Raw genomic sequence first — 21,810 nt, 5'->3', positions numbered from 1 at the left:
GACTATGATGACTTTTTTGACCTAAAAAGTGTCCTAGCCCTGTAAATGCTCATTTTTCCCGCAAAAGCAAGGCGATTTGATCGGCTGCCGCCTCACCGGTGCGGATCGCTCCCTCAAAAAATCCCGGCCAGCGATCGGCCATTTCTGTGCCGGCCCAGTGAATCGGTCCGACGGGAGTAAAAAGAGCCTCGCCGAAACTTGTCCAGACTCCGGGGGGCATAAAGGCGGAATATGCGCCACCAGTCCAGGTATCCCCGGGCCAATCCACCTCATCGTAACTGATCGGGAAAAGAGCCTCTTGACCGAAATAAATAGCTAAATCCGAGAGGACGGCGGCACGGCGCGCCGGACTACTCATGGAGCGCCAACGGTTATAGCGATCGCCAACCACAAAGGTGGCCATTACCCCGACGCCGGTTTCGGGATCGGAACTATCAGCACAGAGTTCCAACCATTGACAATTCCCTTGGGCAAGTCCCGCTAGTCCCTGTTTTCGCCAGAAGGGTTGCTCATAGGAAATCAGGACTTTAGCGCAGCATCCCATCGGTACTCGTTGGGTTAGTTGTTGTCGCTGGGGTGGCAGCGGGGGATGATAAATAATGCGGCCGGCGAGATGGGGCGGCATGGCAATGATGGCAAATTTGGCAGTAAAAGTGTTCTGGCTGGTTTCTACGGTCACACTGGCCGAGTCATAATTAAGGCGAACAACCGGTTCCCCCAGTCGAATTCGCTCTCCTAATTCCGCCGCGATCTTGTCGGGAATTTGTCCGGCTCCGCCATGGATCAGTTCGGCTTCTGGATGTTCGGCCTGAGGGGCGCAATTTTGTCCCCAAAGAACGTGCAGCAGTGAGACTTGCTGGGGTTCGGCCGGCCCGAGAAAACCCACTGCACGGGCCATATAAGCAAAATACCATTGACCAAAATCTGTGCTGGTGTTTTCTTCAATCCACTGGGCAAAAGTTTTACTGTCTAGTTTTTTGGTGTGATCGTTGCTTTGGGGATAACCTGAAGGTAGAGTTTTGGCTAGTTCTTGAAAACGCGCCCATGCTGACATCGCATCTTGCCATTCTGCCGCGCCGATATCGGGTACTTCTCCCTCGTGGAAACCTTGAAAAAAACCATTGAATTCATAGCGTTTGTTGTTAAAGACTAGGACGGTTTTTCCCTGATTGGGAGAGGGAAAACGACGTATTTTATACTCATCAAGAAGGGCTAAAAAACGCTCTTGGGTTGGACCCACCCACTGACCACCTCGATCGATCCACTGTCCGGAGGGGAGATATTGACCAGACATTCTACCACCGTAACGATTTCGCGCTTCGATCACCAGAACTTGATGACCTTGCCTCTGGAGATTCCGCGCGGCGATTAATCCTGCTAATCCTGCCCCGACAACGATACAATCATAGCTAGTCCACTGGAGATTTGTCATGATTTTAGCCCCACAGAATATTTTATAATTAACAATTATTATTCTCCCCGATTTTTCCCTCAGTTTCTCTATCCATTGGCTCTTTTGATTAAATTATCTGCTGCCATCAATGTTTGATCTTCTTAGCGATCGCTTAAGCCAACACCTAGAACAAATTGTCCGAGAGAGAAACCCTTTTTTCTCTAGTCAAGGACATTTTTATGTGCGAGAATACCTGCGGCAAGAGTTAGGCAATTGGGGAAAGGTTGAATCACATTTTTTCCCATTTCAGGGAAAAGTTTACGAAAATTTAATCTTGGATTTGCCTAACAACAGTCAAAAACCTCCGATTTTAATTGGCGCTCATTATGACACGGTGCCGGGGTCGCCAGGGGCCGACGATAACGCCACGGGATTAGCGGTATTATTAGAATTAGCGAGGTTTTTTGGGGAAAATCAGGCTAATTATCCAATTCGTTTAATTGCCTTCGATCTAGAAGAATACGGATTACTGGGGAGCATTGCATATTCGGAAAAATTAAAACAAACTAAGCAGGATTTAAGGTTAATGTTGTCCTTAGAAATGCTCGGTTACTGTGATAAAAATCCCCATTCTCAAAAATATCCAGCTTTTCTAGAATATTTTTACCCCAACACTGGGGATTTTATTGCTTTGATTGGCAATCTCAAAACCCGCGAGGATTTAAAGTTTCTCAGTCGAGTCCTGCGGGAAAATCAGACTCCCTGCGAATGGTTGCCGGTAATTTTTGCAGGTTATATCGTCCCCGATACTCGACGCAGCGATCATTCTCCCTTTTGGGATTGCGGTTATTCGGCAATTATGGTGACAGATACTGCTAATATGCGTAATCCCTATTATCATAGTTCTCAGGATACAATCGCTACTTTGGACTTAAATTTCCTAACAAGAGTCTGTCAAGGTCTTTGTTTTGGATTGCAATCTTTACCGATAAGATAAAAGCAGACCACCAGGGAATTTTTCGCATCACCAAAGCTCTGCAAGAATTATCACTTTAAGCGGTGACATTTTCTGTTTCTGCTGGTTGAATTTCTGGCATTTCTACTTTAATTAAACTCACTTTAGCACGATAAAGTAGTTTTTCCCCATGACGATAGCCCCGATAACGCACTAGAACAGGTGTACCAATTTCTGCCTGACCATCGATCAATTGATGGATCTGCGGATCATAACTAACATGATCACCGACACTGTGAATTGGTTGTACTCCCCAGCGCTCCAGTAACTGCATAATCGGTTTAACTAAGGAGAGGATTTTCACCGCTGCTAGGTCGGGATTTTTGCGGGCAACGGCCTCGGCCGTGGGCCATTGAACTAACCAAGATTCGATCGCTTCGATGCTTTGACTTTGAAATTCTGCGGCTAATTCTTCTTTTTGCTTGTCTAATTTTTGCTGTAAATTTTGATACTCTTGTTCGAGAATTTTTAATTCCCCTGAACGATCCTCTGTCCCAATCGTCGGAATTTGAAAATGAGCGAGAAGATCACTAACTGGCAGCTGCAGCCCATTAGCTAATTTCACCAAAGATTCAGAGGATAATTTGGCGATTAAACCATGGCGAACTCTCTGCAATTGCCAAGAAGATAGACCCGATAACCGACTCAATTCTTCTAGGTTTTTACAGCCAATTTTTGCCATTAACTGCTCTAATTTTTGCCGATGATATTTATATAAGGACTCATTCATGGGACTTCTCAGCTTAAGCGATGTGTTTAGCTAAAACAGATTTAGGAGCGCGACGAACTCGACAGAGAATTGTTTCTTTACCGAGACGCTGATGAGCGGCAAAGCGATGGCAACCGGAAAAACCGTAGTATTTACCATCCACCTCCAAAACATCGATCGGTTCCCGTAATCCCTCCTCAGCGATCGATTGCATCAACTGATTAACTTTTTCGGGATCGGTTTGTCGCGGTAAAGGACGACGAATTTGGGACAGAGGAATGTTTTTAATTTCCATAGTGTCTTCACTATAGCACATTTAGGCTAAACTGAAGATAAGTTGACTCGGTTGCTGATGCAGTGGTCTGCCTCGCTACTGGCAGTTTTATTGCCACAGACAAGATTTTATCACCCAATCCTCTCCTTTTCTGACTATGACTATTCCTCCTATCAATGAAAAAATTATCCAGCAAAATAGCACCAATGCTTCCTATCAGCGCGGTCAATATTATTACGATAGCGGTGCAGTTATTTCTCTTTGGCAACGGGGGCAAAATCTACAAGCTTTAGTGAGTGGTAGTGAGGTTAAACCCTATCGAGTTGCCATAGATTTTAACCAAGAAAACCTTGAGAATGTCTCCTGTTCCTGTCCCTACGATTATGAGGGTTGGTGTAAGCATATTGTGGCGGTTTTATTAACCTGTTCTCGTCAACCAGAATTAATTATCAAAAAAGCATCTTTAGAGGAGTTATTGACACCGATTGATGAAAGTAAATTAAGAAAATTGCTTAATCATTTAGTGGCTAAACACCCAGAAATTATCGAGACAATTGATAAGTTTTTAGTACCAGCTACCCCAGTTAATAAAGCGGGAGGGAAGATAACTATTAATGTCAAAGCTTATCGTAATACTGTCCGTAATGAACTGCGGCAATCCCTGCGAGCGATCGAAGAAGATTACTACGAAGAAGATCCAATTTCTGATGAAATTTATGCCCTGGTGGATGAGGCCAAAGATTATTATCAAAAGGGAGAACCCGATAACGCGATCGCTATTTTAGAAGCAATTATTAGCGCCTGTATCGAGGAATGGGATAATTTAGAAGATTATGATGGGGTCAATGATGATTTAAGTGCTAGAATCGATCGAGTTTTAACTGCGGCAATTTTAAGCAAGGAATTTAATCCCCAAGAAAAGCAAGATTTAAGGGAAAAAATCGAGCAATGGCAGCATGAATGGAGTGCCGATTTTGAGATGAGTTTAGCAGCCTTACAACAGGGATGGGACGATCCAGTTTTAGAGAAGATTTTACGGGGAGAATCGGCTAATTTTTCAGAAATGTGGTCAGGGAATATCCCCGATTATGCCCAAACATTAACTTCTATTCGCTTAGAAATTTTCGAGCAACAGGAAAAAGATCAGGAGTATTTGAATCTAGCTTTAGCTTCAGGACAAGTGGTAGAATACCTAACTAAGTTAGTCTATCTTGATCGCATTGAGGAAGCGATGGCAGCATCAAAAAACATGATAACTAAAAACGATGAAGCCTTCTTTTTTGCCAAAGCTTTACGCGATGAATCCGCACCAGAATCCGCTCTCATAATCGCCAGGGGTGGTCTAAATTTCCCTGGGAATTATTATTATCAATTAGCTCTCTGGACAAGTGAACTAGCGCAATCTTTAGGGGATATAGATACAGCTTTGGCTGCTAGAATTAAGGCATTTCAAGACCAACCTTCCTTTTCCCATTACCAAAAAATTGAGTCTTTAGCTGGGGAAGATTGGCCCGATTTAAAATTAGACTTGTTAGATTACTTGCGCGAGTTTAGCGGTGGACGTTCCACAGAGGCTAAAATCGATATATTTCTCCACGAAAATTTAGTTAGAGATGCAATTAAAGTCGTTTCTGATAATTCCTATGTGCAGTCTCATCTAATTTGGCGGATAATGGATGCGGCTGCTACCGTCGATCCTAACTGGGTAATCGATCGCGCGCGTCCTCCTGCGGAAAAGATACTCGACGAAAAAAAGGCTGATCGCTACGAAGAAGCGATTAAATGGCTGAAAAAAGCTCGTAATGCCTTTTATATGTCGGGAAGACGGGAAGAATGGCAAACTTATCGGGAAAGTTTAATTAAGGAACACGGACGCAAATCGAAATTTATGGGGTTATTTAAACATCAGGATTTACAATAATTTAAGCTTCTAGCCGTCAGTTATCGGCTAGAATCAGGCTGTTTTTAGCTTGTAGAGCGGGAATTGTCCTAATCTTAGGCCTAGTGATATTTTGGGGCAAAGTAGAGTATAATGGAAGATTGGTCTAAACTTATCTCCAGACTACTTATACTGAATATTCATTGTCAAAAAATATGACTGAAACTATTCGCTTTTTGATGTGTTCTCCCGATCATTACGATGTGGATTATGTGATTAATCCCTGGATGGAGGGCAACATTCACAAATCTTCCCAGGAAAAAGCTAGGCAACAATGGCAGCAGCTTTATCATATTCTCAAAGATCGGGCGCTCGTGGATTTAGTCCCACCAGAAAAAGGCTGGCCCGACATGGTTTTTACCGCTAATGCAGGTTTAGTTCTGGAAAAAATAGTCGTTCTCAGTCGCTTTTTACACAAAGAAAGACAGGGAGAAGAACCCTATTTTAAGCAGTGGTTTGAAGATAACGGTTTTACGGTTCACGAACTGCCCAAAGATTTACCCTTTGAAGGTGCAGGAGACGCATTATTAGATCGGGAAGGACGTTGGTTATGGGCAGGATATGGCTTTAGAACTGAGTTAGATTCTCACCCTTTAATCGCTAAATGGCTCGATATCGAGGTTTTATCCCTACGTTTAATCGATGAACGTTTCTATCACCTTGATACCTGTTTTTGTCCCCTTAGTGGCGGTTATCTACTCTACTATCCTGATGCTTTTGATGCCTATTCTAATCGGTTAATTGAGTTAAAAATTCCCGAAGAAAAACGCATTATCGTTGAAGAAGCGGATGCGGTTAATTTTGCTTGTAATGCAGTGAATATCGGTGAAGTAATCGTCATGAATAAAATTAGTGACGATTTACAATATAAGTTAGCGTCAAAAGGGTTTGAAGTGGTACAAACTCCCCTGACGGAGTTCTTAAAAGCAGGGGGAGCCGCTAAATGTTTAACCCTGCGTACCACCGAACCATTAATTCCAGACCATCACGCAAATGTCACCATTGAAAGTCGCATTCTCCAGCTAGAAGGTCATCTGCTCGACGCGGGAATTATGAATAAAGCTCTCGATGTTGTGGTGGGAAATGGCGGCAGTTTCAAGGTTTTAAACTTCACCTTAGGGATTGAGCGCCAAAGTACCTCCTCGGCCGAAGTGCGCGTTTCTGCACCCTCTCACGAGGTAATGGAGGAGATCATGGTACAATTGATCGACCTCGGTGCGGCCGCTCGTCCTCAAGAAATCTGTGATGTCAATACCGCAGTGGTGGCACAAGATGGGGTCGCTCCCGATGATTTTTATGTCAGCACCATCTATCCCACGGAAGTGCGGGTTAACTGTGAATGGGTGCGGGTGGAAAATCAACGCATGGATGCAGCCATCGTCGTCACTGAAAGTCCGGAAGGCAAAACGGCGAAATGTACTCTGCTGCGGGATTTAAAAGCTGGCGATCGCGTTATGGTGGGAGTTGAGGGCATCCGTACTATCCGACAGGCGGAATCCAGGGAACAACGCAACAGCACCCAGGAATTTACCTTTATGGGTGCGGGGGTTTCCAGCGAGCGCCGAGTCGAGTTAACCGTGGAGCAGATTGCCTGGGAAATGCGCCAAATTCGCGACCAGGGCGGTAAAGTGGTAGTAACGGCAGGTCCGGTGGTCATTCACACTGGAGGAGCGCAACATCTCTCCCGTTTAATCCGCGATGGTTACGTTCACGCTTTACTGGGGGGGAATGCGATCGCAGTTCACGATATGGAACAGGCGATCATGGGTACTTCCTTAGGGGTAGATATGCAGAAAGGCATCCCCGTGCGCGGTGGCCATCGTCACCACCTCAAGATTATCAACCTCATCCGTCGCCACGGCAGCATCGCCAAAGCTGTATCGGCCGGGGTATTGACAAAAGGCGTAATGTATGAATGCGTCAAGAATAATGTCCCCTTCAGTTTGGCCGGTTCAATTCGCGATGATGGTCCGCTTCCGGATACGGAGATGGATTTAATTAAAGCACAGGAAGAATATTCCCGCTTAATTCAAGGTGCAGACATGATTCTCATGCTCTCTAGTATGCTCCATTCCATCGGTGTGGGCAATATGACACCGGCGGGGGTGAAAATGGTCTGTGTTGATATTAACCCGGCCGTGGTGACAAAATTAAGCGATCGAGGTTCCGTAGAATCCGTCGGTATCGTCACCGATGTGGGTTTATTCCTGAGTCTGTTAACCCAACAGTTGGATAAGTTAACCCGTCCCTTGGTAGAAACGGTTTAAAACCGCAAATAGATATCGGGTGGGTTACGCTTTGCTAACTCACCTATTTTTATCGGTATTTTCAATCAATTATCAGAGAAAATTTACCCACTAGAGTCGCCCTAGCTTGCTTTCTTTTTGTATAATACTAAATCTGGTTATTAAGTAGGTAGGCGTTAAAAGTTGTCAGACACCCCCCTTATCAAGGGGGGCAGGGGGGATCCCCCCGCCTATCGGCACCCCCCTTATCAAGGGGGGCAGGGGGGATCGAACCTAAAATCCATTTTTAATTTAATTATAACCAGCTACTTAAAGACTGATTATTTATTCCCCTTTTTGCATGAGTGCATGAGCAGAAAACGGGTTTCTCCGAGAAACCCGTTTTCTGTGCGTTACTCAACGGATTTAGTATAATAGGGCTTAATCTTCCTATACTTGTCAAACGGCCATGAGTCTCTGTCTCAATCCCGATTGTTCGCACAAAAACACCCCCACGGATAAATTCTGTCATAAGTGCGGTTCTCAATTACTGCTCAGAGAACGTTATCGAGCGCTAAAATTAATCGGTCAAGGGGGTTTTGGTAAGACATTTCAAGCGATAGATGAGGATAAACCCTCAAAACCCTATTGTGTGATTAAACAATTTTTCCCGTCAGCGCAGGGAACAGGAACTTTACAAAAAGCAGCAGAATTATTTAAAGAAGAAGCGATTCGTTTAGATAGTTTGGGAAGATACCCACAAATCCCCGAACTTTACGCCTATTTTACCGGTAATGATGGGAGACAATATCTCGTCCAGGAATATATCGAAGGACAAAATCTAGAACAAGAATTAAAACAGGAAGGAGTATTTAACGAAGCCAAAATTAAACATCTTTTGTCAGAGATTTTACCGATTCTAGAATTTATTCATAGTAAACAAGTAATTCATCGCGACATTAAACCAGAAAATATTATTCGCAGAAAAAGCGATAATAAATTGATTTTAGTGGACTTTGGCGCAGCAAAATTTGTCAGTCCTTTAAATCGTTCCATGACGGGAACAATTATCGGTTCTGCCGAATATATTGCCCCTGAACAGGGAAATGGTAAGGCAGTTAATGCCAGTGATTTGTATAGTTTGGGTGTAACTTGCCTTTATTTATTAACTGGAATATCTCCCTTTGATTTATTCGATGGGGGGGAACATGAATGGGTATGGCGACAGTGGTTAGTGGATAATCCTGTTAGTAATGATTCAGGGAATATTCTGGATAAATTAATCGAGTTCGGCACGAAAAAACGCTATCAATCCGCCTCGGAAGTGTTGCAAGCTTTGCAGATAAAAACATCAGTCTCTATACCCCAGACAACTATTCAAAAACCCGTTAATCCCGTTATTTCCGTTCCCCAAACTCCCCCATCTATTCAGCTTAAAAGTGCCAAAGGAATCGATTATCGGAACTTAGAAGATTTATTAAGACGGCAGCAATGGAAAGAAGCGGACGAAGAAACCATGAAGGTAATGCTACAGGCTGCCAATCGCACAAAAGAAGGATGGCTAGAGGATATCAATAATTTTCCCTGCGAGGATTTGCGAACCATTGACCAATTATGGTTGAAATATAGTAACGGAAAATTTGGCTTTTCTGTGCAGGCGAAAATTTACCGCGAACTCAGTGGGACGCGGGAGTATAATGAAAGAGTTTGGAACGCTTTCGGAGATAGGGTAGGCTGGCGAGTGAATAATTGGATATACAGCTACTGGAATTGTACTTTTGACCTAAAAGCACCCCTAGGACACCTCCCGTTTTTATTGACGATAGCCGACAACAGGACATTTCGTGGTTATATTGACGAGACCGGGACGCGTAGGCGAGGACATTTCGTGGGGGGGGCGTTGTTTTATAGGTCTCTCGCGTCGAGACTTGTAGAATGTAACATATAAAGGTAACAGCCAATTTTTAAGAATCAGATATAACATGAAAGTTAGAGATGTAATTAGATTACTAGAACAAGATGGATGGTATTTATCGAGAACAAGGGGAAGCCACCGACAATTCAAACATTCTCTGAAATCAGGTTTAGTTACTATTCCGGGTAAGCTGTCCGATGATTTAGCGATTAAGACTTTACGGAGTATTTTCAAACAAGCTCAATTGAATAAATATCTAGAAGAAGGAGACAATAACTAATGCGTTACGCGATTATTATCGAAAAAGCTGAAAATAACTATTCCGCTTATGTTCCTGATTTACCCGGTTGTGTTACTACAGGTAAAACCCTAGAGGAAATCACAGAAAATATGAAAGAAGCAATTCAATTTCATCTGGATGGATTACAAGAGGAAGGGCTGCCAATTCCCCAACCAGCCACCTATTGCGAGTATATCGAAGCGTAACCGATCACCTGCATCCTGTCCGCGACTTTTATCTGTTAACATGGAACTGTAAACATATTACTAATGCTCAAATTCAGAAAAAACTTCTCAATATATGCGCGGATTTCGGCTACAAATTACCGCTAATCTGTACACCTTACGAGTTAATGGGAGAATGAGCTATGTGGGAAGATGAAATACTCGAAGAAATTCATAAAATTAGAGAAGAACACGCCAAGTCTTTCAACTACGATATAAAAGCGATTTGCGCTGATTGGAGGGAGAGACAAGGGAAAAGTGGTAGAAAATTAGTTCGGTTAAATACCGCCCAAAACATGACAAAAAATAGCGAAAATGATACTATTGAGAGAACCAAATGCTAGAAATTAACAAAAGCTATGTATTAGACAAGGATCAAAAGCCGATTGCCGTTCAGATTTCCATTGCTGAATTTGAAAAAATCGAAGAAATCCTAGAGGATTACGGACTAGGAAAACTCATCGAAGAAGTTGAAAATGATCAAATCCTAGACAAAGAAAAAGCCTGGCAATACTGCCCGCATATGCTGTAAAATCTATTTTATAGAAGTCTATAAAGAAATTGGCTAAATTACAATATAAATGCCTTATTTAAATCCCAATGCGACAATCGCACCAGCTAAATTAACCCGGTATTTGCTAGTTTTACAACCCAAAGATGATAAATCAGGCTTTCTGGCACAAGCGGGATATAATTTAGACAACTGGCAGGTATTGGAACAAGATTTAAGACGTATTCTTCTCAACGAGGCCACCTTAAATAAACAAACAAAGTTCGGTGATATTTATGAAATTAAAGGACTTTTACAAGGGGTCAACGGGATAAACTTACGAGTCTCTACCTATTGGATTATCGACTCACTTACGAAAGAAACAAGATTTGTGACTTTATTACCAGATTAAAAGAGTTAGACTATGAAATTTGATATGTTTTCCGAAGTTCAATTAACCGAAGATTTGCCAGAATCTAATTTGTCTCGTGGCACTCACGCGATTATCGTGGATTATTGTCCTCGACCCGAAGGCCAAGAGGATGGCTATGTTTTAGAAGTGTTAAATAATCAGGGAAAAGCCTATACAGTTATCGCTGTAGAAGTTTCCAAGATTGAATCGATTCAAAATCTTAAACAGGATGAATTGCAAATTATATAATTCTGTTATTCTTAGTGGATTTAATCCCCCATCCTAGCAATGGCGAAATGGGAGCAATTTTAGAAGTTTTTAACGCTCTCGGTGAGTCAATTTCAGTAGTAACCTTTGGGGTGGTTGGGTTTCGCTTAAACAATCAAATTGAGCCATTTTCGACCCAGTATTGTTTCGCTCAACCCAACCTACAATAATTGCTTATATTAATTTCTGATTAATTGCCAATTCATTGCCGACACAAGAGTTAAAGCGATAACAATTCATTGCTGTATGTAACAATATAAGAGGAGTGCGATCGCCGATTTTGTAGGGTGCGTTAACGCGCGTGTAAAGCACCGCTAATGTTTGGGATAAAATGGAGAAGTTTCAAGGCGATCAAGTGCGATCGCTCTGAGAAATGATCGAGGTCAAGCATGACAGTGCAATAACTTCGTTACAGAGATAGGATAGTAGAATAGAGGGGGCTACCATACGGCTGCTTCAGGCTTTAATTTAGTCTTGTCGATCAGTTATTATCATGAAAGAAAAAGTGTACTTGGATTCCACGGTTCCGAGTTATTACTTTGATGAGCGTGAAGCTCTAAAAACTTTTACCGAAATCACAAGGAAGTGGTGGTCGGAGATGTCCAGTTATTATGATTTATATATTTCGGATGCCGTGCTTCAAGAACTAACCAACGGAAACTATCCGCGTAAAGCTGAAATTATTCATTTGGTTTCAACGATTCCTTTACTACCGCCGACTTCTGCTCTTGAACAAGTTGTCGAGTTTTATCTTGCCAACTATGTCATGCCAAGGTCTCTTGTGGGCGACGCTCTACATCTTGCCTATGCCAGCTATTTCGACATTCAATATCTCGTTACTTGGAATTGCAACCACCTAGCGAATGCTAACAAACGGAAGCATATTCGCGTTATCAATGCCCGCCTTGGTTTGTCAACACCTGAAATTGTCACACCACTTGAACTATTCAAAGAGGAGAATAACTTATGATCCACTCAGAGATTTTGCAAGAAAAAGATAAAACTCAAACAAGATTATCGGAGGAATGCACGTCTATCCATGACTATTTAGTTAAGTCTCGCATTGCTGCGGAAAAGGCTGCGGAATCCTACGGGTTTACTCTCAAGTATGCTGAAGAAATTCATAAAATTCGAGAAGAACACGGCAAAGCTTTCAACGCCAACACAACAGCCTCTTAGGTTGGCTTGAGCGAAACAATTTAGATTAATTCTGATTAATTGCCAATTCATTGCCGACACAAGAGTTAAAGCGATAACAATTAGAGGAATTTGGTGAACAAGATACACTATAGCCCAGATGTGGATGCTTTATTAATTGAGTTAAACAATAATCCAATTGCTTACGCAGAGGAGGAAGGGAAAACAATATTACATTATTCCGAGGACGATCAGTTAGTTTTAATCGAGATTCTAGATTTTGGTTGTTCTCTATCGGAAGATGCTAGACAAGAACTTGCAAAATCCATATCTTCTCGTGAATCGATTAAAATATAGTTATTAGTTAATATCCATCTCACAACAATTTAAATCATGAAATGTATTCAGTATATTGTCGATGAAACAGGAGAAAAAACAGCAGTTGTTATCGATCTAAAAGAATGGGGTCAACTGTGGAATGAGTTTTATCAAAATTTACTCGATCGCTCTCCCGTAAACGAAGACTGGATAAATCGATCGCCTTTTCGAGAAAAATTAGATCAAGCTCTCCCATGGAATGCTAATCATCCACCGCAGTTATCAGATCTAGAATCCCTAGAGAGCAAACTCGACAATCATGAGTGCTGAAGAAAAGGCTAGAAAACTAAGTAGATTGAGTGATGCAAATTCCATCTAAAGCAATTATTCCAGAGGATAAACTTACTCGTTATCTTCTCGTATTCAGAGACAAAGATGACAAATCAAAATTTTTAGCACAAGCAGGATTTACTCTCGATAATGCGGCCAGTTTGCAAAAAGCGATTATTCAGCTAATTACCGTAGAAGATGCGATCAGAGATGGTAAAAATGAATACGGTATCTTTTATCGAGTTGAAGGAATGCTAGAAGGAGTTAACGGAATTAATTTAGCAGTGGTTACAATATGGATACTGCGATACATTGACGACTGTTTTCAGTTTGTTACTCTCAAACCCCGAAAGGATAGATAATTATGGATGTTAGATTATACGATCATGTGGTTCTTTGTCTTGATGTTCCCGAAGACAATCTAAAATCGGGAGATGTGGCAGTATTAGTGGATTTAATCCCCCATCCTAGCAATGGCGAAATGGGAGCAATTTTAGAGGTTTTTAACGCTCTCGGTGAGTCAATTTCAGTAGTTACTGTGCCAATTTCGGCGATTAAACCCCTACAAGCAAATGAAATATTTACCGTCCGCTCTTTAGTGAAAGTTGAATAAGTTAAAATCAAAGAGAATATCCCTATCGCTGCAATTTTAATTATCGATGAATCTCCTGAAAGATAGTAAAAAAATCCGTTTTATTGACCTCTTTTCTGGTTTGGGAGGGTTTCGAGTCGCAATTGAACGAGTTTGTCGCCAAAAAAACTTAGAATCTGATTGTGTTTTTTCCTGTGATATAGATAAAGATGCTCAGGCAATTTATCAGGCTAATTTTGGCGACCAACCCCAGGGAGATATTACCGAAATCGCTGCCCTAGACATTCCCAATCATGATATTTTAATGGCGGGATTTCCCTGTCAACCTTTTAGTATTTGTGGTGATTTAAAGGGATTTGACGATACCAGAGGCACGCTATTTTTTGAGATTGCCCGTATTTTAAAAGTCAAACAACCCGCAGCATTTATTCTGGAAAATGTCAAGCAATTGCAGGGACATCAACAGGGAAAAACCTTAGAAATTATTCTCGATACTTTGCAAGATTTAGATTACTATACCGATTATCGGGTTTTGAATGCGCTTAATTTTGGTTTACCGCAAAAACGGGAACGGATTTTTATCGTTGGTTTCCGAGAAGCGCGGGGTTTTATCTGGCCAAAACCAGCTTTATCTAGAACAAGTTTAACGGAAATATTAGAGGAAAATGTCTCGGATTTTTATTATGCTTCCGAAAAAATTCAAAAAAGTCGCCTTCTGAAAAGAGAGGGAAAAAACCATATAGTGAACCGACTATCTGGCACGAAAATAAAGGAGGAAATGTCAGTGCTTATCCCTATTCCTGTGCCTTGCGAGCAGGAGCATCCTATAATTATTTGTTAGTGGATGGGAAAAGACGCTTAACAGAAAGAGAAATGCTACGTTTACAAGGTTTTCCCGATGATTATCAAATTGTCGGCAGTTATCAAACTATGCGAAAATTAACGGGTAATAGTGTAGCGATTTCCTGCGTAGCTGCTGTGGTTAATTCTGTAATCGAGTCTTGGTTAGATATTGAGCAAGCATCAACTAATTCATTCTCGTTCAATTGACACCTTAATTAAGTTTATTTTTGACTTAGGAGTTTTAGATAGTGGTAATTATTCAAGACGCTTTTAATTGCCTATATAGACAGTCTCGTAGGTTGGGTTGAGCGAAACAATACTGGGTCTAAAATGGCTTAATTCGCCTGAAAAAGCGAAACCCAACCACCCCAAAGGTTACTCTAAAATTAGCTGACCCATTGCCTTGAGAATTTGGAGCAGATTAATTGCTGATTCAGGATACATTAAATTAAGTTCTGGCATTATCTGATAAGTGGGGTTAGTTTCTTGTCTGAGATAGACGAACATATATTGTAAGCCATTAGTCGCTAATCCCCAAACTGAGGGTTGTCTTTCTAAGCTATTGTAGGCATAAGTCAATAATTGAGGTAATCCCTGACGTACTTCGATTCCACTCTCTTTAGCTTCAATGACTAAAATCCAAAAAGGGATATCATTGACAGTTGCTATCGAATTATTTACCGTGACAATATCAAAGCGTCCGCTAATAGTTTTATCTTCATCCACAAGGATAATATTATCAATCCCTTCTTCAACCCTAATCTTAATCGGATAACGATAAAAACCCGCTAACCGCAATAGGGGAAATAGGGTTAAAACTTTAACTTGTCCTTCTGATGCTTTATCTTCCATCAAATAGGGTCGAAAATCGTTGCGGATTTGAACAAGTTCTAATTTTTCTGCCTCGCTGACGGTTTCCAAAGCTAAAAGCTCTGTAAATGAAACATCTTCAAGCTTTTCTTGAAAATGGAGATGACGTTGAACATCAGCAAGGGTTAGTTTACTCGTTTTGAGGGTCAGCATTGATTTAGCAAGCAGTACAGTGCTGTTTCCATGATAGCTTAAAATAGGTGTCTCGGCTGTTCTTGCTAACAAAATAAGCCAACACAGAAACACCAATTTAAGAATAGACCTCTTGCATAATTTTTTTATGGTATAATATAAGGTTTTGCTTTTTTCTCAATTCTTAGATTGAAGTGGAAAAAAGAATAAAATGTGATCTTAGGTCAGGAAATCATCTATAATTTTGCTATGTTTATTAGCAAAATTATGGATTATCAAAACTTATCAGATGAACAATTCAAACGCCGTTTCGGTGTGTATAAACCAACATATAGAAAGATGGTAGAATCAGTAAAAAGTGTTGAAGCCGACTCTAATTCACCATCTAAAAGGGGACCGAAACCTAAACTATCTATAGAAGAACAAGTTTTAGTAACGTTAGAATATTGGCGAGAATATAGAACATATTTTCACATTGGTACAAGCTGGGAACTATCAGAATCAACTATATGTCGGATTGTAAATAAGACGGAAAAAATGCTTTTACAATCGGGAAACTTCCGTTTAAAAGGAAAAAAAGCTTTACTCAATCAAGCAGAGATACCGGTCGTAACGGTAATGGATGTAACGGAAACTCCCATTGAACGCCCCAAAAAGAAACAGAAAGATTTTTTGGGGGGTAAAAGAGGTTATCATACTTTAAAATCCCAATTAGTAGCTGATCAAAATACCGAGGAAATTATCTGTGTCTTTTGTGGGAAAGGTAGAGGTCATGATTTTAGTTTATTTAAAAAAAGTCGAGTTCGTTTTCATCCTTTAACTACCAGCATAGAAGACAGTGGTTATCAGGGAATAGCTGCATACCATAGTAATAGTTATACACCGAAAAAGAAATCGAAAAATAGAAAATTAACAGAGTTAGAAAAAGAGTATAACAAGGCTTTAGCCAAAGAAAGGATTATCATTGAACATATAAATAGGAAACTCAAAACCTTTAAAATCTTATCCTGTAAATATCGGAATCGTCGTCGAAGATATAGTTTAAGAGTTAACTTGTTGGCGGCTATTTATAACTGTGAGTTAGGGATAGGTATAGCAGCTTCTTAAAAGTTGCCTAAAGATTAATCAAGTCAAGGAGAATTTATTCTCAATTATAAAAATTGAGATAGTTTGTGCTGCTTAAATAAAGAGGTTTTGATAACCAAATTAAAGCATATCTAAAGAGTTTTGAGTTAAAAGTTAAACTTCAAGTTTTCATTCAGGACTAATGTACTGGTTAACTAATTTTTTGGGGAAAATTAGTTAACCCATCATTATAACATATAATTAATTTGCAAGAGTTCTAATAAAGTTGCTGCGTGGGGTGCGGATTGTTGATTTGGGTTTTTTAACAGAATTGGTAGCCTTCTAACGCACTTTACACTCGTCGGCGATCTACGATCAAGTTATTTTTGAACGAAAAGCACCCCAAGGTCATATTTCTTGTAGTTAGAGGTTTGATTGAGTTGGGGATGGTGGGATGGGATTGGAATGGGGAGAAGTGAGGTGGACTTATACTCAAACTCCTTCTCCAGCGCTCCCAACTCCCGTGCAGTCTTAACGAGTAATTTAGATAGTCAACAGCTTACCAAATTTAGGTAACACTTCCTCTTGATGGGAAAGACTGTATCTTGAGAAAATAATTAGGCTAAATAGACCCGAATTTAGGGGGTATTTTCTGAAAAAGAATCACTATAATTAAATAAAAATGGTACGCTATTTTTTCCCGCTCCATCCATGACTAAAACCCGGGGCATTTGCGCCCCACCTTCGCGCCAAGCTTCAATCGCTTCTTTCTGTAAAACCAATCCTCCTCCCTGTTCTTTTAAAGTTTCTGCTAATAGTCTTTGTGCCTCAGCTTTCCCTTTAGCGCGATTAATTTCTGCCTGGGCCTGTTGTTCTGCTTCTTGGGTGATATAAACGGCTCTTTGGGCGCGTTGTTCTGCGATTTGTTTATCTTCGACGGCCCGGGCAAATTCTGGAGAAAAATTCAAATCTACCACACTGGTATCTAAGACTAGAATACCATACTTTTCTAACCGAGTCGATAGGGCATTATCAAAGTCTTCTTTTAACTCACTGCGTCGAGTAATTGCCTCCTCTACTGTTCTTTTAGCGGCGGCAATTTTAAAGGATTCTTGGGTTTGAGGGGCGATAATTTTAGCGACAATATTTTGTAGGGTGCCTTGGGTTCTTCTAATCGCCACTACTTGAGTCGGATCGAGACGAAAATTAATCGCAAAACTAGCAGATAAATCCTGTAAATCTTTAGTGGAACTTTGGGCGGGAACTTCAAATTTTTGCACCGTAACATCGTAGATATCGACACTAGAAACAAAGGGAGGTTTAAAGTGCAATCCCTCCAATAAAACCCCGTCTTTAGCCTTTCCTAAAACACTTAAAACTCCCGCTTGTCCGGGGGTGATGATCACATAGGCATTAAAGGCCGCTAAAATGACAATAGTGACCAATAATCCCCCAATCAGGGAAAGTAAATTAATAGCATCTTTCTGGTTCACAGTTTATACTCCTTGACGAGCGACTAAAGCGAGAATTTTTGTTGCGATCGCTTGATTGACAGGCATCACTGACAGACGATTTCCTGTCCTTACTAATAATAATTCATCGGCGGTAAAATTTTGTTTTAAAATTCCCAGGGGCAGCAGTTGGGGAAAAAGGCGATCGAACTCAACTTTAACCGTCCACCAGCGCGGGCAATCCAGGGAGGCTTTAGAATCATAGTAGGGACTATTGCGATCAAATTGTGTCGGATCGATCATATCGGTTTCCACTACGCGCATCAAGCCGACAATCCCCGGCGGGGTCGTATTAGAATGATAAAAAAAGGCTAAATCTCCCCGCTTCATCTGACGGAGAAAATTGCGCGCTTGATAATTTCGCACTCCCTCCCAAATAGTTTGACCATCTTTTTTTAAATCCCCGATACTATAGACATCGGGTTCCGATTTCATTAACCAATAATTTAAATTCATCATTATTTATAGTTGTGATTAATTCAAATAAGCTCAAAAATATTTTTAGCCGTTCCTGTCAGCCTTGTTGCCATAGGGTTAAATATAATTCACTTTGGCTGCTTTTGTAGTTCTACTCAAACAATTATTGAGAAGAATGTATCTAAAAATACTTTTGTTAGCAGCAATTTTTAAGGACTATGAGCCTTCAAGTCTAGCTATTCTTGGCAACCGTCAGTTTTTCCCTATGGCTAAAAATAATTTATTCTCCAATAATAAATCGCTCAAATAAGCTGTAAAATAGGATACATTGCCCTAAAAATCTCTAGCCAATCCATAGATTATCGGTGTTCCAAGCCACTCGCCGCCGTTTAGCCTTATGGTACACTGTTGTCACTGCCATACTACTGCTTTTTCTCGCTACGGGAATGTATTTTTATGTGCGGCATACCCTAGTGGATCGCATTGATGATACCCTCAAACACATCATTGAGGTGGTAAATCGTTCCCTCGTGATCGAATCGATTCCCCCGAACCAAGGACGTTATCGCGTCGATCCCCTCGCAAGTTTTCCCAGTCAGGGTAAATCCGTCGAGGACGATCATATAGATTTGGAATGGTTCGATCCCCAAGGTAATCTAGTTTGGTCAACTCTGGCCGAATCTTTAGATATTCCCCTCCATCCCCACCGTCAGGGGGAAACTATTCGCTTATCCGATAATCGTCTGCTGCGACAAATAACCGAAAGGGTGGAAATCCATCATTATGTTTTGGGATATCTGCGGGTAAGTCATCCTTGGTTTGAGGTGACAAAACCAATTAGACAGCTATTATTGGATTTAATCGTCGGAATTTGCCTGATGATTGCCAGTGTCGCCGGGATTGGTTGGTTTTTGTCCGGTTTAGCCATTCAACCGGTAAAAGAGTCCTATCAGAGTTTAAAACAATTTACCGCCGATGCTTCCCATGAATTACGCAATCCGATCGCCACTATCCAAACTAACGTGCAAATGGCGATCGCTTATCCCCAAACTGGCGATCAACGCTTGCGGGTGATCGAGCGTTTAACGGAAAGATTGGGCAATTTAGTCAATGATCTGCTCTTTTTAGCCCGTTCTGATAGTGGCATCGTCCAACCGATCGAGCAAGCTGTACCTTTGGATGCTTTATTGATGGAAGTGGTGGAAGAACAGCGTTTAATCGCCGATAAGCAGGGAATTTGCCTTTCTTTGTCGATTGTGGAACCGGACCAAGAGGATTTTTCCTATAGCGATGAAATGTTTACTATGGAGGGAGATTGGGATCAATTAGCTCGTTTATTCACAAATTTAATTTCTAATGCCCTAAAACACGCTTTTTTGCCCGAATCTGAGCCTAAAAATGTGGCAGTGGAATTGGAAAAAAGTAAACGCGATCGACAATCGGTGTTACTGGTACGCGTCAAAGATAACGGAATCGGTATTCCCGAGGCTGCCTTATCCCATATTTTTGATCGCTTTTATCGTCTCGATCCTGCGCGACAAAATTCCGCCACTTCCGGGGGAACAGGATTAGGATTAGCGATCGCTTTAGCGATTACCCTCAGTCATCATGGACAAATTAGCGTCGAAAGTCAGATCGATCGAGGAACAATTTTCACCGTCACCCTACCAAAAAGCCATCAACGGGAGAAAAAAACCGAAAAGTCAGAAGCTTCCTCTGACTTCTTTTCATACCCCCAAGGGAATTCGAATCCCTGTCGCCTCCGTGAAAGGGAGGTGTCCTAGGCCACTAGACGATGGGGGCTTGGATTTCAGACCTTTTTAAATATAACAATAATCTTTCTGGGAGTCAAGGGTTTTGGCAAAAAATTTTTTTATCCCGCCCTTGCACAATAGGATAGTGTAATTGAAGATGTTATCGCCCAAAATCCATGGCTGCCGATCCCTATAAAAGCCGACTGTTCAACCTGATCAACCGTCGCTTGATCCGTCTGAAAGATAACCTCGGCCGCGTTTCCCGTCGCGGTCAAAATGCGATCGCTGTTGCCTTGCAAATAGCCATCTATCCCGTCTATTTGCTGGTACAATCCCTGCGGATGACGGCTAATCAATTGGGGAACAGTCTCCAGAAACAATTATCACCCCCCAGCAAAGATGGGACGGATGCGATTGCGGAATTTCTCCAGAGCTTATCCGACCAAGAAACGGCATTTATTGGCATAGCAGCCGATCTAGAGGATCAAGCTTTAGTTTTCGTCACTAACGATCACCAGACTGTTAAAATCACCGATAATCAAACCCAAAGACAAATAGAAAAACAAATTAGGACGGCACTGGCTAACTACGCCCTCGAAAAACGGAGAATTAAGCGATTAAATCCTCAATATCCGCCTTTATTACCAAATTTTACCGATAAAAATTCTGTCTTGCCTCCGATCCGTTGGTTTTGGAACCTACTACGCTGGGAACAACAGGGACAGATAGCGATCGCCATAAATCTATTCCAAGAATCCCATCTTGTCAAAACCCCGACACCACCCTCCTTACCACTGCCTAATTTAAATTCTCAAGCGATTTTAGAAGTCATTGACGAAAAATTAGCGATTTTCGAGGCTAAATTTCTCCCTATCTCCCCCGCAATCCCAGGCAGTTTGAGCCACACCTCTAACCCCCCTTCCGATCTCCTTAACCAGTCCCCGACTCTCGAGAAAAATTCCTCCTATCTCTGGCACCTTTATTGGTTAATTTATGCGGCGATCGAGCATTTCTGGGCAAAAGAGAAGAATAATTTAGAACATAGTGCTGATTCACCCGCTTTATCGGCAAAATATCCCCTAAGTCTTCCTAATTCTCTGCTGATCACCTTCAAGCAACGTCTCCAAGATTGGCTAGAAAAACAAACCCAAGCGGATCCCTTCACGCTCGGCAAACTCATCCAAGCGGCGATCGATCACTTCTTTTCCTCTCGCCAATCCCTGACATTTTCCGCCGTCAGCGAGCAACCTTGGCTAGAATCCGCCGATATCTTGGCTATTTCTCCCCAAGACTCCGAAAAACCCCGCCTTAATCCCGCTTATCCCCTTCCCCAGTCCCCAGTCACCCCAACCCAGCCCCTTAGCACAGAAAAAGCTTTTAGTCAAGGAAAACAAAATAAATCTTTACAAAAAATCCCCCCGGCCGCCGCTGAAATTACTCTGGGAGAATCCCCCCCGCCGCCCAATTAGATCCCCGCTATGCTAAGGAGATAATTCAACCAATTAACGAGGAATGGTTAGAAACCGAATCAACCCCCGTCGGCTACGTTAAACACCCCTTAGAGCGGATTTTAGAGGGATTAGATGCGATTATTTTATGGGTAGAGGAATTAGTTATTAAAATTTGGCGTTGGTTGCGGTACAATCGACGCATTTCTAAATTACTCAAACGCAAACGCTAAATCGATTATCAGTTATC

The 21,810-nt window shown here is 41.6% G+C and carries 23 protein-coding genes, 1 tRNA gene and 3 pseudogenes; 20 read left to right on the top strand and 7 right to left on the bottom strand.

The window, feature by feature from the left end:
* Window positions 1–49: 49 nt before the first annotated feature.
* Window positions 50–1,432, bottom strand: a complete 1,383-nt coding sequence (locus tag VL20_RS11890) for a flavin monoamine oxidase family protein (protein WP_052276621.1) — start codon at window positions 1,430–1,432, stop codon at window positions 50–52.
* Between the two features lie 109 nt (window positions 1,433–1,541).
* Here VL20_RS11890 and VL20_RS11885 point away from each other — a divergent pair, with 109 nt between their 5' ends.
* Window positions 1,542–2,390, top strand: coding sequence for a M28 family metallopeptidase (locus VL20_RS11885; RefSeq protein WP_052276620.1), 849 nt, complete (start codon window positions 1,542–1,544; stop codon window positions 2,388–2,390).
* A gap of 55 nt (window positions 2,391–2,445) precedes the next feature.
* Here VL20_RS11885 and VL20_RS11880 read toward each other — a convergent pair whose 3' ends face one another.
* Both VL20_RS11880 and VL20_RS11875 read right to left on the bottom strand, forming a co-directional pair.
* Window positions 2,446–3,138, bottom strand: coding sequence for a helix-turn-helix domain-containing protein (locus VL20_RS11880; protein ID WP_052276619.1), 693 nt, complete (start codon window positions 3,136–3,138; stop codon window positions 2,446–2,448).
* A 13-nt stretch (window positions 3,139–3,151) separates the two neighbouring features.
* Window positions 3,152–3,433 carry a ParB N-terminal domain-containing protein gene (locus VL20_RS11875; RefSeq protein ID WP_052276618.1) on the bottom strand — a complete coding sequence of 94 codons (282 nt, stop codon included), beginning with the start codon at window positions 3,431–3,433 and terminating at the stop codon, window positions 3,152–3,154.
* A 115-nt stretch (window positions 3,434–3,548) separates the two neighbouring features.
* Between VL20_RS11875 and VL20_RS11870 the strand changes: the two genes are divergently transcribed.
* The 16 genes and pseudogenes from VL20_RS11870 to VL20_RS11795 all read left to right on the top strand — a co-directional run bounded on the left by VL20_RS11870 (window position 3,549) and on the right by VL20_RS11795 (window position 14,570).
* Window positions 3,549–5,312 carry an SWIM zinc finger family protein gene (locus tag VL20_RS11870; RefSeq protein WP_052276617.1) on the top strand — a complete coding sequence of 588 codons (1,764 nt, stop codon included), beginning with the start codon at window positions 3,549–3,551 and terminating at the stop codon, window positions 5,310–5,312.
* 173 nt (window positions 5,313–5,485) lie between these two features.
* Entirely contained in the window at window positions 5,486–7,597 is a 2,112-nt protein-coding gene (gene argZ, locus VL20_RS11865; RefSeq protein WP_052276616.1) for a bifunctional arginine dihydrolase/ornithine cyclodeaminase, read from the top strand.
* 427 nt (window positions 7,598–8,024) lie between these two features.
* Complete coding sequence (locus VL20_RS11860; protein WP_052276615.1) at window positions 8,025–9,503, top strand: GUN4 domain-containing protein; 1,479 nt, start codon at window positions 8,025–8,027, stop codon at window positions 9,501–9,503.
* 34 nt (window positions 9,504–9,537) lie between these two features.
* Window positions 9,538–9,750: a type II toxin-antitoxin system HicA family toxin gene (locus tag VL20_RS11855; protein WP_052276614.1), complete on the top strand. Its 213-nt coding sequence runs from the start codon at window positions 9,538–9,540 to the stop codon at window positions 9,748–9,750.
* Window positions 9,750–9,956: a type II toxin-antitoxin system HicB family antitoxin gene (locus tag VL20_RS11850; RefSeq protein ID WP_052276613.1), complete on the top strand. Its 207-nt coding sequence runs from the start codon at window positions 9,750–9,752 to the stop codon at window positions 9,954–9,956. Before VL20_RS11855 ends, VL20_RS11850 begins: the two co-directional genes overlap by 1 nt.
* Window positions 9,957–10,117: 161 nt before the next feature.
* A complete protein-coding gene (locus VL20_RS11845; RefSeq protein WP_002743272.1) occupies window positions 10,118–10,318 on the top strand; it encodes a hypothetical protein in 201 nt (66 codons plus the stop codon).
* On the top strand, window positions 10,312–10,506 hold the full coding sequence (locus tag VL20_RS11840) for a hypothetical protein (RefSeq protein WP_052276612.1): 195 nt from the start codon (window positions 10,312–10,314) through the stop codon (window positions 10,504–10,506). The genes VL20_RS11845 and VL20_RS11840 overlap by 7 nt, the downstream gene beginning before the upstream one ends.
* A gap of 49 nt (window positions 10,507–10,555) precedes the next feature.
* Window positions 10,556–10,876 (top strand): DUF6883 domain-containing protein, encoded by a 321-nt coding sequence (locus tag VL20_RS11835; protein WP_052276611.1) that lies wholly within the window; start codon window positions 10,556–10,558, stop codon window positions 10,874–10,876.
* Window positions 10,877–10,888: 12 nt separating this feature from the next.
* A complete protein-coding gene (locus VL20_RS11830) occupies window positions 10,889–11,125 on the top strand; it encodes a DUF4926 domain-containing protein (protein WP_002743276.1) in 237 nt (78 codons plus the stop codon).
* Between the two features lie 511 nt (window positions 11,126–11,636).
* Window positions 11,637–12,113 carry a type II toxin-antitoxin system VapC family toxin gene (locus tag VL20_RS11825; RefSeq protein ID WP_002789671.1) on the top strand — a complete coding sequence of 159 codons (477 nt, stop codon included), beginning with the start codon at window positions 11,637–11,639 and terminating at the stop codon, window positions 12,111–12,113.
* Entirely contained in the window at window positions 12,110–12,322 is a 213-nt protein-coding gene (locus VL20_RS11820; RefSeq protein ID WP_002789670.1) for a hypothetical protein, read from the top strand. Before VL20_RS11825 ends, VL20_RS11820 begins: the two co-directional genes overlap by 4 nt.
* Before the next feature lie 93 nt (window positions 12,323–12,415).
* Entirely contained in the window at window positions 12,416–12,637 is a 222-nt protein-coding gene (locus tag VL20_RS11815) for a DUF2283 domain-containing protein (protein WP_002769518.1), read from the top strand.
* A 36-nt stretch (window positions 12,638–12,673) separates the two neighbouring features.
* A complete protein-coding gene (locus tag VL20_RS11810; RefSeq protein ID WP_052276610.1) occupies window positions 12,674–12,928 on the top strand; it encodes a hypothetical protein in 255 nt (84 codons plus the stop codon).
* A 32-nt stretch (window positions 12,929–12,960) separates the two neighbouring features.
* A complete protein-coding gene (locus VL20_RS11805; protein ID WP_002789666.1) occupies window positions 12,961–13,290 on the top strand; it encodes a DUF6883 domain-containing protein in 330 nt (109 codons plus the stop codon).
* A 2-nt stretch (window positions 13,291–13,292) separates the two neighbouring features.
* Window positions 13,293–13,541, top strand: coding sequence for a DUF4926 domain-containing protein (locus VL20_RS11800; RefSeq protein WP_002789664.1), 249 nt, complete (start codon window positions 13,293–13,295; stop codon window positions 13,539–13,541).
* A gap of 46 nt (window positions 13,542–13,587) precedes the next feature.
* Window positions 13,588–14,570, top strand: a pseudogene (locus VL20_RS11795) (DNA cytosine methyltransferase).
* 168 nt (window positions 14,571–14,738) lie between these two features.
* On the opposite strand, the gene VL20_RS11790 reads toward VL20_RS11795, so the two are convergent.
* Window positions 14,739–15,386, bottom strand: coding sequence for a type I restriction endonuclease subunit R (locus VL20_RS11790; protein ID WP_043996064.1), 648 nt, complete (start codon window positions 15,384–15,386; stop codon window positions 14,739–14,741).
* Between the two features lie 228 nt (window positions 15,387–15,614).
* On the opposite strand from VL20_RS11790, the gene VL20_RS11785 reads away from it, so the two are divergent.
* Window positions 15,615–16,472, top strand: a complete 858-nt coding sequence (locus VL20_RS11785) for an IS5 family transposase (protein ID WP_052278448.1) — start codon at window positions 15,615–15,617, stop codon at window positions 16,470–16,472.
* A 596-nt stretch (window positions 16,473–17,068) separates the two neighbouring features.
* On the opposite strand, the gene VL20_RS11780 is transcribed toward VL20_RS11785, so the two are convergent.
* Window positions 17,069–17,923: a prohibitin family protein gene (locus VL20_RS11780; protein WP_002789649.1), complete on the bottom strand. Its 855-nt coding sequence runs from the start codon at window positions 17,921–17,923 to the stop codon at window positions 17,069–17,071.
* 3 nt (window positions 17,924–17,926) lie between these two features.
* On the bottom strand, window positions 17,927–18,400 hold the full coding sequence (locus VL20_RS11775) for an EVE domain-containing protein (protein ID WP_052276609.1): 474 nt from the start codon (window positions 18,398–18,400) through the stop codon (window positions 17,927–17,929).
* A 323-nt stretch (window positions 18,401–18,723) separates the two neighbouring features.
* Here VL20_RS11775 and VL20_RS28300 point away from each other — a divergent pair.
* Window positions 18,724–20,070, top strand: a pseudogene (locus VL20_RS28300) (sensor histidine kinase); the annotation flags it as partial.
* A gap of 18 nt (window positions 20,071–20,088) precedes the next feature.
* Here VL20_RS28300 and VL20_RS11770 read toward each other — a convergent pair.
* Window positions 20,089–20,161 (bottom strand) — tRNA-Glu (locus VL20_RS11770).
* Window positions 20,162–20,288: 127 nt separating this feature from the next.
* On the opposite strand from VL20_RS11770, the pseudogene VL20_RS11765 reads away from it, so the two are divergent.
* Window positions 20,289–21,793, top strand: a pseudogene (locus VL20_RS11765) (hypothetical protein).
* Window positions 21,794–21,810: the final 17 nt, after the last annotated feature.

Origin of the sequence: Microcystis panniformis FACHB-1757, from assembly GCF_001264245.1 — a bacterium.
Lineage (GTDB): Bacteria > Cyanobacteriota > Cyanobacteriia > Cyanobacteriales > Microcystaceae > Microcystis > Microcystis panniformis.
The sequence above is the reverse complement of the archived record's forward strand: the minus strand, read 5'-3'. Positions and strand labels throughout refer to the sequence as shown.

What these genes read in the sequence shown, in the direction of transcription:
- VL20_RS11890 (WP_052276621.1), bottom strand. Translation starts at nt 1,432, where the DNA reads ATGACAAATCTCCAGTGGACTAGCTATGATTGTATCGTTGTCGGGGCA.
- VL20_RS11885 (WP_052276620.1), top strand. Translation starts at nt 1,542, where the DNA reads ATGTTTGATCTTCTTAGCGATCGCTTAAGCCAACACCTAGAACAAATT.
- VL20_RS11880 (WP_052276619.1), bottom strand. Translation starts at nt 3,138, where the DNA reads ATGAATGAGTCCTTATATAAATATCATCGGCAAAAATTAGAGCAGTTA.
- VL20_RS11875 (WP_052276618.1), bottom strand. Translation starts at nt 3,433, where the DNA reads ATGTGCTATAGTGAAGACACTATGGAAATTAAAAACATTCCTCTGTCC.
- VL20_RS11870 (WP_052276617.1), top strand. Translation starts at nt 3,549, where the DNA reads ATGACTATTCCTCCTATCAATGAAAAAATTATCCAGCAAAATAGCACC.
- argZ (WP_052276616.1), top strand. Translation starts at nt 5,486, where the DNA reads ATGACTGAAACTATTCGCTTTTTGATGTGTTCTCCCGATCATTACGAT.
- VL20_RS11860 (WP_052276615.1), top strand. Translation starts at nt 8,025, where the DNA reads ATGAGTCTCTGTCTCAATCCCGATTGTTCGCACAAAAACACCCCCACG.
- VL20_RS11855 (WP_052276614.1), top strand. Translation starts at nt 9,538, where the DNA reads ATGAAAGTTAGAGATGTAATTAGATTACTAGAACAAGATGGATGGTAT.
- VL20_RS11850 (WP_052276613.1), top strand. Translation starts at nt 9,750, where the DNA reads ATGCGTTACGCGATTATTATCGAAAAAGCTGAAAATAACTATTCCGCT.
- VL20_RS11845 (WP_002743272.1), top strand. Translation starts at nt 10,118, where the DNA reads ATGTGGGAAGATGAAATACTCGAAGAAATTCATAAAATTAGAGAAGAA.
- VL20_RS11840 (WP_052276612.1), top strand. Translation starts at nt 10,312, where the DNA reads ATGCTAGAAATTAACAAAAGCTATGTATTAGACAAGGATCAAAAGCCG.
- VL20_RS11835 (WP_052276611.1), top strand. Translation starts at nt 10,556, where the DNA reads ATGCCTTATTTAAATCCCAATGCGACAATCGCACCAGCTAAATTAACC.
- VL20_RS11830 (WP_002743276.1), top strand. Translation starts at nt 10,889, where the DNA reads ATGAAATTTGATATGTTTTCCGAAGTTCAATTAACCGAAGATTTGCCA.
- VL20_RS11825 (WP_002789671.1), top strand. Translation starts at nt 11,637, where the DNA reads ATGAAAGAAAAAGTGTACTTGGATTCCACGGTTCCGAGTTATTACTTT.
- VL20_RS11820 (WP_002789670.1), top strand. Translation starts at nt 12,110, where the DNA reads ATGATCCACTCAGAGATTTTGCAAGAAAAAGATAAAACTCAAACAAGA.
- VL20_RS11810 (WP_052276610.1), top strand. Translation starts at nt 12,674, where the DNA reads ATGAAATGTATTCAGTATATTGTCGATGAAACAGGAGAAAAAACAGCA.
- VL20_RS11805 (WP_002789666.1), top strand. Translation starts at nt 12,961, where the DNA reads ATGCAAATTCCATCTAAAGCAATTATTCCAGAGGATAAACTTACTCGT.
- VL20_RS11800 (WP_002789664.1), top strand. Translation starts at nt 13,293, where the DNA reads ATGGATGTTAGATTATACGATCATGTGGTTCTTTGTCTTGATGTTCCC.
- VL20_RS11790 (WP_043996064.1), bottom strand. Translation starts at nt 15,386, where the DNA reads ATGCTGACCCTCAAAACGAGTAAACTAACCCTTGCTGATGTTCAACGT.
- VL20_RS11785 (WP_052278448.1), top strand. Translation starts at nt 15,615, where the DNA reads ATGTTTATTAGCAAAATTATGGATTATCAAAACTTATCAGATGAACAA.
- VL20_RS11775 (WP_052276609.1), bottom strand. Translation starts at nt 18,400, where the DNA reads ATGATGAATTTAAATTATTGGTTAATGAAATCGGAACCCGATGTCTAT.